Source organism: Enterobacter sp. MGH 4 (genome assembly GCF_000534735.1).
GTDB classification, from domain to species: Bacteria; Pseudomonadota; Gammaproteobacteria; order Enterobacterales; family Enterobacteriaceae; genus Enterobacter; species Enterobacter intestinihominis.
Genome location: NZ_KI973289.1, coordinates 181,561 through 196,383 on the forward strand (window position 1 = coordinate 181,561; position 14,823 = coordinate 196,383).

The 14,823-nt window shown below is 53.2% G+C and carries 12 protein-coding genes and 1 tRNA gene; 6 read left to right on the forward strand and 7 right to left on the reverse strand.

Features of this window, described 5'->3' with window-relative positions; genetic code table 11:
• Positions 1-149: 149 nt before the first annotated feature.
• Positions 150-1,115, forward strand: a complete 966-nt coding sequence (gene glk, locus L350_RS21235; protein WP_022648928.1) for a glucokinase — start codon at positions 150-152, stop codon at positions 1,113-1,115.
• Positions 1,116-1,150: 35 nt separating this feature from the next.
• Here the strand turns inward: glk and L350_RS21230 are convergent, their stop codons facing one another.
• Both L350_RS21230 and L350_RS21225 read right to left on the reverse strand, forming a co-directional pair.
• The gene (locus L350_RS21230) at positions 1,151-1,882 is read right to left on the reverse strand and encodes a LytR/AlgR family response regulator transcription factor (RefSeq protein ID WP_032623833.1); all 732 of its coding nucleotides are present in this window, start codon (positions 1,880-1,882) and stop codon (positions 1,151-1,153) included.
• Positions 1,883-1,895: 13 nt separating this feature from the next.
• Positions 1,896-3,593 carry a sensor histidine kinase gene (locus L350_RS21225; protein ID WP_022648926.1) on the reverse strand — a complete coding sequence of 566 codons (1,698 nt, stop codon included), beginning with the start codon at positions 3,591-3,593 and terminating at the stop codon, positions 1,896-1,898.
• 386 nt (positions 3,594-3,979) lie between these two features.
• On the opposite strand from L350_RS21225, the gene alaC reads away from it, so the two are divergent.
• Positions 3,980-5,215 (forward strand): alanine transaminase, encoded by a 1,236-nt coding sequence (alaC, locus tag L350_RS21220; protein WP_023300650.1) that lies wholly within the window; start codon positions 3,980-3,982, stop codon positions 5,213-5,215.
• A 57-nt stretch (positions 5,216-5,272) separates the two neighbouring features.
• On the opposite strand, the gene ypdK is transcribed toward alaC, so the two are convergent.
• From ypdK to L350_RS21205, 4 genes are all read right to left on the reverse strand, one after another.
• Complete coding sequence (gene ypdK / locus L350_RS24110) at positions 5,273-5,344, reverse strand: membrane protein YpdK (RefSeq protein ID WP_099458937.1); 72 nt, start codon at positions 5,342-5,344, stop codon at positions 5,273-5,275.
• Positions 5,345-5,703: 359 nt separating this feature from the next.
• Positions 5,704-6,624: a kdo(2)-lipid IV(A) palmitoleoyltransferase gene (gene lpxP / locus L350_RS21215; protein ID WP_186004937.1), complete on the reverse strand. Its 921-nt coding sequence runs from the start codon at positions 6,622-6,624 to the stop codon at positions 5,704-5,706.
• Positions 6,625-6,872: 248 nt separating this feature from the next.
• Positions 6,873-6,944, reverse strand: a tRNA-Arg gene (locus L350_RS21210).
• 75 nt (positions 6,945-7,019) lie between these two features.
• Complete coding sequence (locus L350_RS21205; protein ID WP_032623835.1) at positions 7,020-7,949, reverse strand: formate/nitrite transporter family protein; 930 nt, start codon at positions 7,947-7,949, stop codon at positions 7,020-7,022.
• A gap of 314 nt (positions 7,950-8,263) precedes the next feature.
• Here L350_RS21205 and mlaA point away from each other — a divergent pair, with 314 nt between their 5' ends.
• Complete coding sequence (mlaA, locus tag L350_RS21200; protein ID WP_022648871.1) at positions 8,264-9,016, forward strand: phospholipid-binding lipoprotein MlaA; 753 nt, start codon at positions 8,264-8,266, stop codon at positions 9,014-9,016.
• Between the two features lie 44 nt (positions 9,017-9,060).
• Here the strand turns inward: mlaA and fadL are convergent, their stop codons facing one another.
• On the reverse strand, positions 9,061-10,344 hold the full coding sequence (gene fadL, locus L350_RS21195) for a long-chain fatty acid transporter FadL (protein ID WP_022648870.1): 1,284 nt from the start codon (positions 10,342-10,344) through the stop codon (positions 9,061-9,063).
• Between the two features lie 372 nt (positions 10,345-10,716).
• Here fadL and L350_RS21190 point away from each other — a divergent pair, with 372 nt between their 5' ends.
• From L350_RS21190 to fadJ, 3 genes are all read left to right on the forward strand, one after another.
• Positions 10,717-11,001 carry a YfcZ/YiiS family protein gene (locus L350_RS21190; RefSeq protein ID WP_022648869.1) on the forward strand — a complete coding sequence of 95 codons (285 nt, stop codon included), beginning with the start codon at positions 10,717-10,719 and terminating at the stop codon, positions 10,999-11,001.
• Between the two features lie 237 nt (positions 11,002-11,238).
• Entirely contained in the window at positions 11,239-12,549 is a 1,311-nt protein-coding gene (gene fadI, locus L350_RS21185; RefSeq protein WP_032623837.1) for an acetyl-CoA C-acyltransferase FadI, read from the forward strand.
• Positions 12,549-14,696 carry a fatty acid oxidation complex subunit alpha FadJ gene (gene fadJ, locus L350_RS21180; protein ID WP_032623839.1) on the forward strand — a complete coding sequence of 716 codons (2,148 nt, stop codon included), beginning with the start codon at positions 12,549-12,551 and terminating at the stop codon, positions 14,694-14,696. Before fadI ends, fadJ begins: the two co-directional genes overlap by 1 nt.
• Positions 14,697-14,823 lie beyond the last annotated feature (127 nt).

Here is a 14,823-nt window from a genome sequence, read left to right on the forward strand (position 1 = left end):
AATAGTGCAAAAGGTGCTGAAACGGTAAAGTTATTATGTGACGAAGATCGATAATCCATGGGCAGTCACCTTCTGGTCGTTGTTGTTATCACGCCTTGAATTTACAGTGTCCCAAAGATTTATTCTGACTTTAGCGGAGCAGTAGAAGAATGACAAAGTATGCTTTGGTAGGTGATGTAGGCGGCACCAACGCGCGCCTTGCCCTGTGCGATGTAAACAGCGGTGAAATTTCTCAGGCGAAAACCTATTCAGGGCTGGATTACCCAAGCCTGGAAGCGGTAGTTCGCGTCTATCTTGAAGAGCATAAAGTGAGCGTTGAAGACGGTTGTATCGCCATCGCCTGTCCGATCACCGGCGACTGGGTGGCGATGACCAACCACACGTGGGCCTTTTCAATTGCCGAAATGCGGAAAAACCTCGGCTTCTCGCACCTTGAAATTATCAACGATTTCACTGCGGTTTCCATGGCTATCCCAATGCTTAAACCTGAGCATCTGATTCAGTTCGGCGGTACGGCCCCGGTTGAAGGCAAACCCATTGCTGTTTACGGCGCCGGAACCGGTCTGGGGGTGGCGCACCTGGTTCACGTCGACAAACGCTGGGTCAGCCTGCCGGGTGAGGGCGGCCACGTGGATTTTGCGCCGAACAGCGAAGAAGAGGGCATTATTCTTGAGGAGCTACGCGCCGAGATTGGTCACGTGTCGGCCGAGCGCGTGCTTTCTGGTCCGGGTCTGGTGAACCTGTATCGGGCGATTGTAAAATCAGACGGTCGTCTGCCGGAAAATCTGCAGCCTAAAGATGTGACCGAACGCGCGCTGGCCGACAGTTGTATTGACTGCCGTCGTGCTTTGTCGTTGTTCTGCGTCATTATGGGGCGTTTCGGCGGCAACCTGGCCCTGAATCTCGGCACCTTTGGCGGGGTCTATATTGCGGGCGGGATCGTGCCGCGCTTCCTCGATTTCTTTACCGCCTCCGGTTTCCGTGGTGGCTTTGAAGACAAAGGCCGCTTCAAAAGTTACGTGCAGGACATTCCGGTTTACCTGATTGTCCACGACAATCCGGGCTTGCTTGGCTCCGGGGCGCATCTGCGTCAGGTACTTGGCCAGATCCTCTGACATCCGTCTCCCTCTCCTGCGGGAGAGGGAACGCGCTACAGGTGCATGAGCTGGCGGAACGCTTTCACTCTGCTGCGGCTTACCGGCACCTGAAAATCCAGATCCTTCAGACGCAAAATATAGGTGTTATTAAACCAGGGTTCGATCTCGCGGATCTTGTTCAGGTTGACGCAGAACGAGCGGTGGCAGCGGAAGAAGTGCGCTGCCGGGAGTTTGTTGCAAAATTCGGTGATGTTCATCGCCATTACGTAGGCCTCACGCCGCGTATAGACAAACGTCATTTTTTCGTGCGCTTCAGCATAGTAAATATCGTCGACAGGCGTGACGATGATCCGTTCGTCCTTGACCAGATTAATGGTGTCGTTTTCCCGCGCTACCGGACTGGCACTGGTGGGCAGCGACTGCTGCTGCCATGCGGCTTCCAGCTTATGCAGCATGCTGATAATACGCGACTCCTGATACGGCTTGAGAATATAGTCAAACGCCTCCAGCTCGAAGGCTTCCACGGCATGCTCTTTCCACGCGGTGACAAACACAATAAACGGCTTGTGGGCGAACTGATTGATATTTTGCGCCAGCAGAACGCCGTCCAGAGACGGAATATTAATATCGAGAAAAATCGCGTCGACCCGGTTATGCTGCAAAAATTTCAGCACGTCCAGGCCATCCTCAAAACAGCCAACAATCTCCATCTGGCTGTGGGTTTTGATAAGCCAGCTCAACTCCTGCTGAGCCAGAATTTCATCTTCTACGATGATGACTTTCATCTGTTACTCCGGCCTACGGCAACAAGGATATGGGGGCATTAACGGGCGTTCGTTCGTTCGGGACATAAAAAGCAATCTCGGTGCCCGGCTCAAGGCGGTGAATGTGCAGCCCGTCACCGTACAGCAGCTTGACCCGGTGGTGCACGTTCAGCAGCCCGATTTTATTTCCCGGCATTTCGTTTGATTCGACGCGCTCGATCACTTTCGGATCGATGCCGTGTCCGGTATCGCGCACGGCGATTCGCACGCGGTTACCGCTTTCCGTCACGCTAATCGTGACCACGCCTTTTCCTTTACACGGCTGAATGCCGTGAACAATGGCGTTTTCCACCAGCGGCTGGATCAGCAGGCTTGGGATCACGCAGTTGACCTCTTCATCAATATCGTAAATGACCGTCAGCTTATCGCCAAAGCGTGCCTGCTCAATCGCGATGTAATCCTTGATTTGATACAGCTCTTTTTTGATGTCGATCTGCTCGTCGTCTTTTAACTCAATGTTGTAGCGCAGATAGCGCGACAGATTAAAAATCAGCTGCCGCGCGGTATCCGGATTAAGACGAATGGAAGAGGAGATAGCATTCAGCGCGTTAAACAGGAAATGGGGATTGATCTTGCTTTGCAGGGCACGCAGCTCTGCCTTATTTGCCATCTCGCGCAACTGCTCCGCACGCGAAACTTCGAGTTGGGTGGAGATGATCTGCGACAGGCCAATCGCCATCTCCTGGAGCGAGGAGGTGATTTGGTGCGCATGGCAGTAGTAAATTTTCAGCGTCCCCGTGACCACGCCTTTTTCCCACAGCGGGATCACCAGCATTGAGTGGATCTCTGGCGTCCGGTGGGCTTCATCATTGTTTTTAATGATGATTTTTCCGTAGTTGATCGCCTGTCTGGTGGTCGGGCTGATGGTATCGTCGCTGTCGCGATAATTGTGCTCACCGACGCCAACATAGGCCAGCACGTGGTCAATATTGGTGATGGCGACCGCATCGGCGTGAATATCCCGGCGGATGATATCGCAAACCTGACGTAAAGATTCGGTGTTAACGTGTCGGAAAAGCGGCAGCGTTTTGTTGGCAATATCCAGTGCCAGCTTCGCCTGACGCGCGGCGCTGGCCTCTTTTTCGCCTTCCACGCTTTGCACCAGCAGCACGATAAAGCCTATACAGACGCTCCCGAGGATCATCGGAATACCGATCTTCGAGACGATATCCAGCCCCAGCGCAGTGGTCGGTGCCCAGACGACGACCAGGATCATGGTCAGCGTTTCGCAGACCATCCCCGCGATAATCCCCGCACGCCAGTGCTGTTTTTTCGGGATTTTGCGGTTAATCCAGCCGGAGAGTACCCCGGCAATAATGCTGGTGATAAAGCAGGGGACTGCCGTCACGCCGCCAATATCAATCAGGTATCGATGGGTGCCGGCGATAATGCCTGTGATAATCCCGACCCAGGGACCAAAGAGGATCCCGCCCGACATGACGGCGATGATGCGCACGTTCACCAGCGAGCCTTCTACCGGCACGCCGGACCAGGTGCTGAACAGGGCAAACATCGAAAAGATAAACGTAACGGCCAGCAGCTCTTTTGGCGAGTGGGCAGATTTATGCAACAGTTCGCGAAACAAGCGGATGCGGATAAGGAAAAAGAGACAGATCAGCATTAATGCCGCGCGGTCGAACACCGCCAGGAGCATATTGAAGATTTCGTGCACGGTCAGGCCTGGGAAAACGGGAAAAATCTATGATAGAAAACATAGGGCCAGATGACCAGCTATCCATCAGATTTATCAAATGGGGAAAAACCATAATTCTCAAAAGGGATTGCTGGCTTTTGACTGAAAGTCGCTGCTTTTTCGTTTGGGGAGAAGCGTCAGGTAACGATACTGAAAATATTGTGTTAAATCGCAGCGCTTAAAACTGCCTGTTCACGATAAGAGTTCCGCTTTTCACTGCAATCGCATTCCCGTTTTAGCGCAATATATTGTTTTGCCGTTATCCCCTCGACAGCGTCTTTTTCTTCAGGTTATTTTCTAAGCATGCCACACGGGTGGCAGCGTCGCTCGGACGGTCCGGGCGCTAACGTGACTCTGAGGAATCTATGGCTGAATTCAGTCCTGAACGCCGTTTTACGCGTATCGATCGTCTCCCCCCTTATGTTTTCAATATCACTGCTGAACTGAAAATGGCTGCGCGTCGGCGCGGTGAAGACATTATCGATTTCAGTATGGGTAACCCTGACGGCCCAACGCCGCCGCATATCGTTGAGAAACTCTGCACAGTTGCCCAGCGTCCCGATACCCATGGGTATTCAACCTCTCGCGGCATTCCACGCTTGCGTCGGGCGATCTCCCGCTGGTATCAGGATCGTTATCAGGTGGATATCGATCCTGAAAGCGAAGCGATTGTGACCATTGGCTCCAAAGAGGGGCTGGCCCACCTGATGCTGGCGACGCTCGATCACGGCGATACCGTCCTGGTGCCGAATCCGAGCTACCCAATTCATATTTATGGGGCGGTGATTGCTGGCGCGCAGGTGCGTTCTGTCCCACTGGTGGAAGGCGTCGACTTCTTCAACGAGCTGGAACGGGCGATTCGTGAAAGCTATCCGAAGCCGAAAATGATGATCCTCGGTTTCCCGTCCAACCCAACGGCACAATGCGTCGAACTCGAATTCTTTGAGAAAGTGGTCGCGCTGGCTAAGCGTTACGACGTGCTGGTGGTACACGATCTCGCCTATGCTGATATCGTTTATGATGGCTGGAAAGCGCCGTCAATTATGCAGGTACCGGGTGCCCGTGATGTGGCGGTTGAGTTTTTCACCCTGTCGAAAAGCTACAACATGGCGGGCTGGCGAATAGGATTTATGGTGGGAAATAAAACGCTGGTGAGCGCCCTGGCGCGTATTAAAAGTTACCATGACTATGGTACGTTTACGCCATTGCAGGTCGCGGCCATCGCGGCGCTGGAAGGGGATCAGCAGTGCGTGCTTGATATTGCCGCCCAGTACAAACGCCGCCGTGATGTGCTGGTAAAAGGGCTTCACGAAGCGGGCTGGATGGTTGAAATGCCTAAAGCTTCCATGTACGTCTGGGCGAAAATCCCCGAGCCGTATGCGGCGATGGGATCTCTGGAATTTGCCAAAAAACTGCTTCAGGACGCGAAGGTTTGCGTTTCTCCAGGCATTGGCTTTGGTGACTACGGTGACACGCATGTGCGTTTCGCGCTGATCGAAAACAGCGACCGTATCCGTCAGGCTGTGCGGGGGATTAAAAGCATGTTCCGCGCGGATGGCCTGCTCGCAGTGAAGAGCGTCGTGGAACAACCCGAGTCGTAACGGACACCAAAAAAACAGGCGCCAACGGCGCCTGTTTTTTTGACTGCATTTTCTTAACTAGATCATCAGAGCAAACGTTCCGGCCCAAACTAAAACAATAACCGAAATGCCCATAAAGAAATATTTCACGTTTCATCGCTCCGCGTATCTTCCGGTACGCATTAAAAAAACAGAGTCCAACTGAGTATAGAGAGTTGAAATCATGCGAAAGGGGAAATCGGAATTATCCCGTTACGTCGCTAACTTCAGCTCTGAATTCTGTGCTTTCCTGTCGCCAGACGGCGCTAATGTACGCCTAAATTTCAGGAGTGACAAGAGGCATTTTTTTAAATAATTTCCGATACTTACGAGTGTCGTGGAACGGCGACAGTTTGATTTCGGTACGCAATAAATGCCTGTTGAGCGACGGTCGAAAAAAGCCGTTACGCACTGCGATTACAGGTGCTTGAAAAGGTTAGTTTCTTAGCGAAACTAACCTTCGAAAGGGGTTAGATATAAAGTGAGGCTTCGCCCAGAGGGCGGGTTTTAAAGCGGCGGTGCATCCACAGATACTGCTCAGGTGCTCGCATAATCTCAAACTCAATCACCTTATTGATAAAGGTCGCGGCTTCACTCTCATCCTCAGGATAGTTCGCCATCTCCGGTGAGATATGCAGACGATAGCCTGACTTATCCGCTTTTCTGACCATGGTCACCGTTAACATCGAGGCGCCAGAGAGACGTGAAATCACAAAGGTACCGTTCGTCGTAGCGACATCTTTAACCGCAAAGAAAGGGGCAAAGCTGCTGCCTTTAGGGCCGTAGTCCTGGTCCGGGGCAAACCAGACGGCTTCACCTTTTTTCAGGGCGCCAACCATGCCGCGCAGATTGTTACGGCTGATCATCGCCTTATTTGAACGCATGCGGCCCCGCGTTTGTACCCATTCCATCAGTGCGCTGTTATGCGGGCGATAGGTTGCCATCATCGGCTGACAAAGACCCATAACGCGGCCGCCCAGCTCAAGCGACATAAAATGCACACCCACAACCATCACGCCGCGTTTTTGCATCTGGGCATGTTTGAGGTTATCCAGACCTTCAACGTCAAACCATTTACGGACACGCTCGTCTGGCCAGAACCAGGCCATACCGGTTTCAAGCAGCGCCATACCGATAGATTTAAAGTTTTCAGCGATCAGCGTTTCACGCTGCTGCGCGTTGTAATGCGGAAAGCAAAGTCCAAGATTTTTTCGGGCAATGGACTCGCGACGCTTAAGAAAGTGACGCGATGCACTGCCGAGCTTCGAACCCAGGAAGCGAATCACGGGATAAGGAAGCTGGACCAGCAGCCAAAGTACGCCAAGGCCGAACCATGTAAACCAGTAGCGCGGGTGCAGAAACGCCCGCTGAAATTTGGATTGAGACAAAATAGTGGAACCTTTGTAAAGCCTGTGAAGGTAGCGCAGACTTCGCGATACCACGTGCCATTGAGACCGTAGGACGAGGTCATGGTTGCAGGCTTTACCGTTCTTTACGACGTTGCCTGGCCATTGCTGACTTGGGTGGGCGGCTTAATGTAGCACCGTTATACATTATGAGCTATTACTCGTTTTTGCTTAAAAAAGCGGCAATTGCAAAGCGGATTGATAAATCAGGCATTATAGGGGGAAATTAAAAGTGTCCCCTGCAGGAATCGAACCTGCAACTAGCCCTTAGGAGGGGCTCGTTATATCCATTTAACTAAGGGGACGAAGCGGCAAGAGTATAGCGTTATTTACACTTCTCGTTAAGCGCATTGCCGCCTGACTGGTCAAAGAGTCACCGTTCACGCCGATTTTTCGGCAGTTTTATCCTTTTTTTCCTGAGCCTTAAGTTCGGCTTTACGCTTGTTGGACATGTCGTTACGGATTTGCGCATGGCTCAGCAGTGCAAAGATAAAGGTTCCGCCACAAATGTTGCCTGCGAGAGTAGGCAGGGCGAACGGCCAGAAAAAGTCGCTCCAGTGGAGTGTGCCGTTAAATACCAGATAAAGGATTTCAACGGTCCCGACAACAATGTGCGTGGTATCGGCGAGTGCGATAAGCCAGGTCATTAGAATAATCACCACGATTTTCGCGCTGCCCGCTGACGGGAACATCCAGACCATAGTGGCGATGATCCAGCCGGAGATAATGGCATTAGAGAACATTTCAACCGGCGTATTTTTCATTACGTCCATGCCAATCTTCACGAATGCGTCGCGGGTCGGTTCATCAAAGATTGGCATATACTCGAAGGCCCAGGCTGCAACGCCCGTACCGATCAGGTTCCCCAGCAGCACGACGCTCCACAGGCGCATCAGTAAACCAAAATTACCAAGGGTCGGATTTTGCATGACGGGCAGTACGGCAGTGACGGTGTTCTCCGTGAAAAGCTGCTGTCGCGCCATAATGACGATAATAAAGCCGAACGTGTAGCCTAAATTCTCCAGCAAAAAACCGCCCGGCACGCCTTCCAGTTGAACGTGAAATATACCTTTGGCGAGCAGAGAGGCACCCATCGACAGACCGGCTGCGATGGCCGACCACAGCAGGGCCATTGCGTCACGCTCCATCTCCTTTTCGCCATCCTGGCGAATATGCTCATGAATGGCCATGGCACGCGACGGCAGGCGATCCTCATCGACTTCTATCTCTTCTCCCCGGTCTTTCTCCTCACTTTCAATCTCATGTTCCTCATTGTTCTCGCCAATTTTTTCTTTGTTAATATCTTTCATAACTGCTCCTTCGGGGTAATCGCTCATTTAAGCGTAGCGGCTTTTGGCGCCTTGCCCGTGGGGAAGCTCTTAAATTGCTGAAAATGGCAATAAAGGTGAGACATCTCTTTCAAAGCCAATATAAAATTGCCAGCGAAACGAATTCTTAAAGACAGGCTATGCTGAAATTAGCGTGATGACGCGAGCGGGTCGTCATTGTCCTCGTAGACATCGGTAAGCGTGCTGTTACAATCACTTGCACGTTTCAGGCGGAGCCTCACAGGCTCCGTCACAGATGGCATTCAACGATAGCCATATTGAACAGGGAGAAATATATGAAGCTTCGGCTGTCGGCGCTTGCGCTGGGCGTAACGATGCTTGTGGGCTGCGCCAGCTCTGGCGAGCAAACGGGACGCTCCGATCCTCTCGAAGGATTTAACCGTTCAATGTACAACTTTAACTATAATGTGCTGGATCCATATCTGGTTCGTCCGGTTGCCGTGGCATGGCGTGACTACGTTCCGCAGCCAGCGCGTAACGGGCTGAGCAACTTTACCAGTAACCTGGAAGAGCCAGCGGTGATGGTGAACTACTTCCTCCAGGGCGACCCGTATCAGGGGATGGTGCATTTCACCCGTTTCTTCCTGAACTCTCTGCTGGGTATGGGCGGCTTAATAGATGTCGCAGGCATGGCGAACCCGAAATTACAGCGTGAACAGCCGCATCGTTTCGGCAGCACACTGGGGCATTATGGCGTAGGTTATGGGCCGTATGTGCACCTGCCATTCTACGGCAGCTTTACCGTGCGTGATGATGGCGGCGATATGGTGGATACGCTGTATCCGGTGCTGTCATGGCTCACCTGGCCGCTGTCGATTGGTAAATGGACCGTGGAAGGGATTGAAACGCGTGCGCAACTGCTGGACTCTGACGGTCTGCTGCGTCAGTCTTCCGATCCGTACATCATGGTCCGCGAGGCCTATTTCCAGAACCATGACTTTATTGCCAACGGCGGTAAGCTGAAGCCGGAAGATAATCCGAACGCGAAAGCCATCGAGAACGAATTAAAAGATATCGATTCGGAATAAATAAAAAAGGTGAGCGATGCTCACCTTTTTTAATCGTGTTGGGATTAGAACGCGTAGTTGAAGTTGGTACCAAACAGCCAGGCTTTACCTTCAGAGGTAAACTCGTAAGGGCCTTCCTGGAAGGTCACTTTCTGTCCATGCATGTACGACACGCCCGCGTCGATAGAGGCATTCTCGTTGAACGCGTAGGTTGCCCCCGCACTTACCCAGAAACGGTCCTGATCCGGAATGGAGATAGAACGCTTATCTGCCGGTACCGGGCTGTCATCAAATGCCACGCCGGTACGGAACGTCCAGTTGTCATCCATATAATAGGTCGTACCAAGTGCGATACGGTAAGCATCGTGGAAGCTTTCGTCTTTATAGAACAGCGTCTGGCCGTTGCTGCCGGTGGCTTTCAGCTCCTGGAACTGGCTCCAGCTGGTATACGCGAGGCTGTAGTGAATAGCCCACTGCGGCGCAACGCGGTTATAACCTGACACTTCCCACATTTCTGGCAGATGCAGTGACAGTGAACCCGGTACAGTTTGATTCGAGGTACCCCATGGAATGGTGGTGCCTGCACCCGGCACCATACCGTTGACTGGGCTCAGGATGCCGCTTTTGTAATCGCCATCGAAGTCAATCTTCACTTCTGAGCGGTAGGTCAGACCCCAGCGGTTGTTTTTATCCAATTCATACAGGATACCGGCGTTCCAGCCGTAACCCCACTCGTCACCTTTCAGGCTGGCAATTTTATTGCTGTTTTTCGGCAGCGCAGCAGTTTGCTCCCCGGAATAACGCTCGATTTTTGCATCAGCGTAGACAGCATCAAAGCCCAGACCAAAGCTCCAGTTATCGTTCAGACGATATGCGCCGCTCAGGTTAAGGTTCAGGGTCGTCAGGTCGGTTTTACCGCCGTATTCCCCGGCCGGGTAGTTGTTATTGAACTCCGTTGCCAGGCCATAGTTAGAGGTGACAGAGGCACCCCAACCAAACTGTTCATTGATTGGCGCAACAAAGTGCAGGTTAGGCACCCACGCCGTTGGTGCAATGTTATCCGCCTTCAGATCTGCGCCGGTATACTGAGATTTGCCAGAAATGTTGACATCAGGATCGATGTAAACCGCACCGGCAGAGAAGGTAGGGCGATCAAACATCATGATAAGCGCCGGGTTACGGCTTGCGTTGCCTGCGTCATCGGCAATCGCACCTTCCCCGGAATACGCACGGCCAAGGCCAGAGGAAGAAAATTCGTTTAACTGGAAGCCCGCTGACCAGGCGGACGTTGAGACGATTGCCACTGCAACTGCTAAAGCAGTTTGTTTGAACAGGGTTTTCTGGCTCATGACCATAACCTCATTGAGTTATTTTTATTCAATAATTGTTACATACCGTAACAGGAGCGCGAAGTGTAGGGTCTGAGGTATGACATACAAATCAGACCAGTGGCGAGAGTATAGGTCTGACCAGCTGGGATGTTGCAAGTTTGTTTATTAATATTTTCAAACATGTTTCATGAAACGAGATCTGGTTGGCAAAATTGTGACCAGTACGATTCATCCGAAAAGGTGAATTTTGTTTTAGATCATTTTTTAGTGTGATATTGCTCACTTATCCGGTTTTGCGCCATTAACGGCTGGAGGGGGCTCGTCCGGGGGCGTAAAATAGTCGCATCGTGTTTATCTCGCGCGCTGCGCGAATACAGAGGAAATTGAGCTATGAGTAAATGCAGTGCTGATGAAACCCCGGTTTGCTGCTGTATGGATGTTGGCACCATTATGGACAACACCGATTGCACCGCCTCTTACAGCCGCGTATTCCCTAACCGCGCTGAAGCGGAAGAGACGCTGGCCGCGCTGAGCAAGCGTGCGCGTGAAGTCGAATCCGATCCATGTGAAATCAAATCTACCTTCACGGAAGTGGAAGGCGGCGTACAGCTGGATATCGACTTTGTGTTCGCCTGCGAGGCAGAAACGCTGATCTTCCAGCTGGGCCTGCGTTAATTCCTGCGGTCTGGTGCCCTCACCCCAACCCTCTCCCACGGGAGAGGGCGCAAACACTAAAAACGGTAACCCACGGGTTACCGTTTTGCTTTTACCCTGGGCATTTTCTTTTTCTTCTCTGTGCCTTAGCTCGCAATTTTTCGCTTCCCCGATTGGCTCAATGTAAAAAAATAGTTAAGACTATTATCAGGTCAGACCACTTAACGTGCGCGCAAAATTTTTTTACAGGGGAGTGTTATGAGTCAGGCATTACCGCTTATCACCCGACACGGTGACCGCATTGCCATTGTCAGCGGGTTACGTACGCCGTTTGCACGTCAGGCAACCGCGTTTCACGGTATACCGGCTGTCGATCTGGGAAAAATGGTGGTGGGGGAGATGCTGGCTCGCAGCGAGATCCCGCCAGAGGTTATTGAGCAACTGGTTTTCGGCCAGGTGGTACAGATGCCGGAAGCACCCAATATCGCGCGTGAAATCGTGCTGGGTACCGGCATGAATGTTCATACCGACGCCTACAGCGTCAGCCGCGCCTGCGCTACCAGTTTCCAGGCGGTGGCGAACGTGGCGGAAAGCCTGATGGCGGGGACCATTCGCGCGGGAATTGCCGGCGGCGCTGATTCCTCCTCCGTGCTGCCCATCGGCGTCAGCAAACAGCTGGCCCGCATTCTGGTGGATGCCAACAAAGCTCGCACTACCGGTGCAAAGCTTAAACTCTTCTCGCGTTTACGCCTGCGCGACCTCATGCCTGTGCCACCTGCCGTTGCTGAATACTCCACCGGCCTGCGCATGGGCGATACAGCCGAGCAGATGGCAAAAACCTATGGTATTACCCGCGAACAGCAGGATGCGCTGGCGCATCGCTCGCATCAGCTGGCAGCGAAAGCCTGGTCGGAGGGCAAACTGACCAACGAAGTGATGACCGCCTATGTACCGCCTTACCGGGAACCGCTCGCGGAAGATAACAACGTTCGCGGCACCTCAACCCTGGCAGATTATGCAAAACTGCGCCCGGCCTTTGACCGTAAACATGGCACCGTTACGGCGGCCAACAGTACGCCGCTGACGGACGGTGCCGCCGCCGTGATCCTGATGACGGAATCCCGGGCGAAAGAGCTGGGCATTACACCGCTGGGCTATTTGCGCAGCTACGCCTTTACCGCCATCGATGTCTGGCAGGACATGCTGCTCGGACCGGCCTGGTCCACGCCGCTGGCGCTGGAGCGCGCGGGGCTAACGCTCTCCGATCTCACGTTAATTGATATGCACGAAGCCTTTGCCGCACAAACGCTGGCAAACGTGCAGCTTATGGCGAGCGAACGTTTTGCCCGCGACCTGCTGGGCCGCGCACATGCCACAGGCGAAGTGGATCAAAGTAAATTCAATGTACTGGGTGGCTCCATTGCTTACGGTCATCCGTTTGCAGCGACCGGGGCGAGAATGATCACCCAGACGTTGCACGAACTGCGTCGCCGTGGCGGCGGCTTTGGTCTCGTCACCGCCTGTGCGGCGGGCGGCCTGGGCGCAGCAATGGTTCTGGAGGCTGAATAATGGAAACGACATCTGCATTTAACCTTGCTGTTCGCCTTGATTACGTGGCCGTTATCACCATTGATGTGCCCGACGAAAAAATGAATACCCTGAAGGCGGAGTTCGGCGTTCAGGTGCGTGCGATGCTCAGACAGATCCGCGAAAACAAAGCGATACGTGGCCTGGTATTTATCTCGGCAAAGCCGGATAACTTTATTGCCGGGGCCGATATCAACATGATTGCCCGGGCGACAAGCGCTCAGGAAGCAGAAGATCTGGCACGTCAGGGGCAGCAGGTGATGGCGGAGATCCATGCGCTGTCGATACCCGTTGTCGCTGCGATCCACGGGGCTTGCCTGGGCGGCGGGCTTGAGCTGGCGCTGGCCTGCCACAGTCGCATCTGTACCGACGATGCGAAAACCGTACTCGGACTGCCTGAAGTACAGCTTGGATTGCTGCCCGGTTCAGGTGGCACGCAGCGCTTGCCGCGGCTGGTGGGCGTCAGTACTGCGCTGGAGATGATTTTAACCGGTAAACAGCTGCGCGCCCGTCAGGCGTTAAAGGCGGGTCTGGTTGATGAGGTCGTTCCGCACGCAATCTTGCTTGAGGCTGCCGTTGAGCGGGCGCTGAAAGGTCGTCAGGCGAAACGCCCCCTGCCGGTGCGTGAGCGTATCCTCGCCGGGCCGCTGGGGCGCACGCTGCTGTTTAATATGGTGGGTAAAAAAACCGAGCAAAAAACCAGAGGGAACTATCCGGCAGCGACGCGCATTCTGAAGGTGATTGAAACCGGTTTATCGCAGGGCAGCAGCAGCGGTTATGCCGCGGAAGCGAAAGCGTTTGGCGAGCTGGCGATGACGCCGCAGTCGCAGGCGTTGCGCGGCATTTTCTTTGCCAGCACGGAGGTTAAAAAAGATCCGGGCAGTGAAGCTGAACCGGCTCCGCTGCGCGCCGTTGGGGTTCTGGGTGGTGGGCTGATGGGCGGCGGCATCGCGTTTGTCACCGCCAGCAAAGGCAAATTGCCCGTACGTATCAAAGATATCAATCCTAAGGGCATCAACCACGCGTTGCAGTACAGCTGGCAGAACCTTGATCGCAAAGTGAAACGCCGCCATATCAAGGCCAGCGATCGCGATAAAACCCTCGCGATGATCACTGGCGCCACCGACTACAGTGGGTTTGCACACCGCGATCTGGTGATTGAAGCCGTGTTCGAAGATCTGGCCCTTAAGCAGCAGATGGTAGCGGACGTTGAACAGCATTGCGCGCCGCACACCATTTTCGCGTCAAACACCTCGTCTTTGCCGATCGGCGACATCGCGGCGAAAGCCATGCGCCCGGAGCAGGTGATAGGGCTGCACTATTTCAGTCCTGTCGAAAAAATGCCGCTGGTGGAGGTTATCCCTCATGCCACAACCAGCCCGCAAACTATTGCCACCGTGGTGAAGCTGGCGAAAAAACAGGGCAAAACTCCTGTTGTGGTCGCGGACAAAGCCGGCTTCTACGTCAACCGCATTCTGGCGCCGTATATTAACGAAGCGATGCGGTTGCTGACGGAAGGGGAGAAAATTGAGCACGTCGATGACGCCCTGGTGAAGTTTGGTTTCCCCGTCGGCCCAATCCAACTTTTGGATGAGGTAGGAATTGATACGGGGACTAAAATTATCCCTGTGCTGGAAGCGGCTTATGGCGATCGTTTTGCGCCGCCTGCAAACTTTGTTTCCGCAATTTTGAAGGACGATCGCAAAGGCAGAAAAAATGAACGCGGTTTCTATCTTTACGCCGCGAAAGGGCGTAAAAGCAAGAAACAGGTCGACCCTTCGGTTTATGCGCTTATTCCTGTCACGGGTCAGGGAAAACTGTCGGCGGTTCAGTGTGCTGAGCGCTGCGTGATGATGATGCTCAATGAAGCGGCGCGCTGCTTTGGTGAGCAGGTGATCAAAAGCGCGCGCGACGGCGACATCGGTGCCGTGTTTGGTATCGGTTTTCCGCCATTCCTTGGCGGCCCGTTCCGGTATATGGATACCCTCGGGGCGGGTGAAGTGGTTGCGATCCTGCAACGTCTGGCCTCGCAATACGGTCCACGGTTTATACCTTGTGACGAATTATTGCAGATGGCGGAACGGGGTCAGACATTCTGGCCCGCAAGGGAAACTGATTGCGTAAACTGAAGTCAAAGAAGGGTAAATCCTGAGGTGATGGAACCTGTTCTGGCGAAATTGTAAACAGAGATTGACTATACTTACGCCATTGAGGTAAAAAACAGCGTTTCATTCACCGAATGGATCAGGCACAATG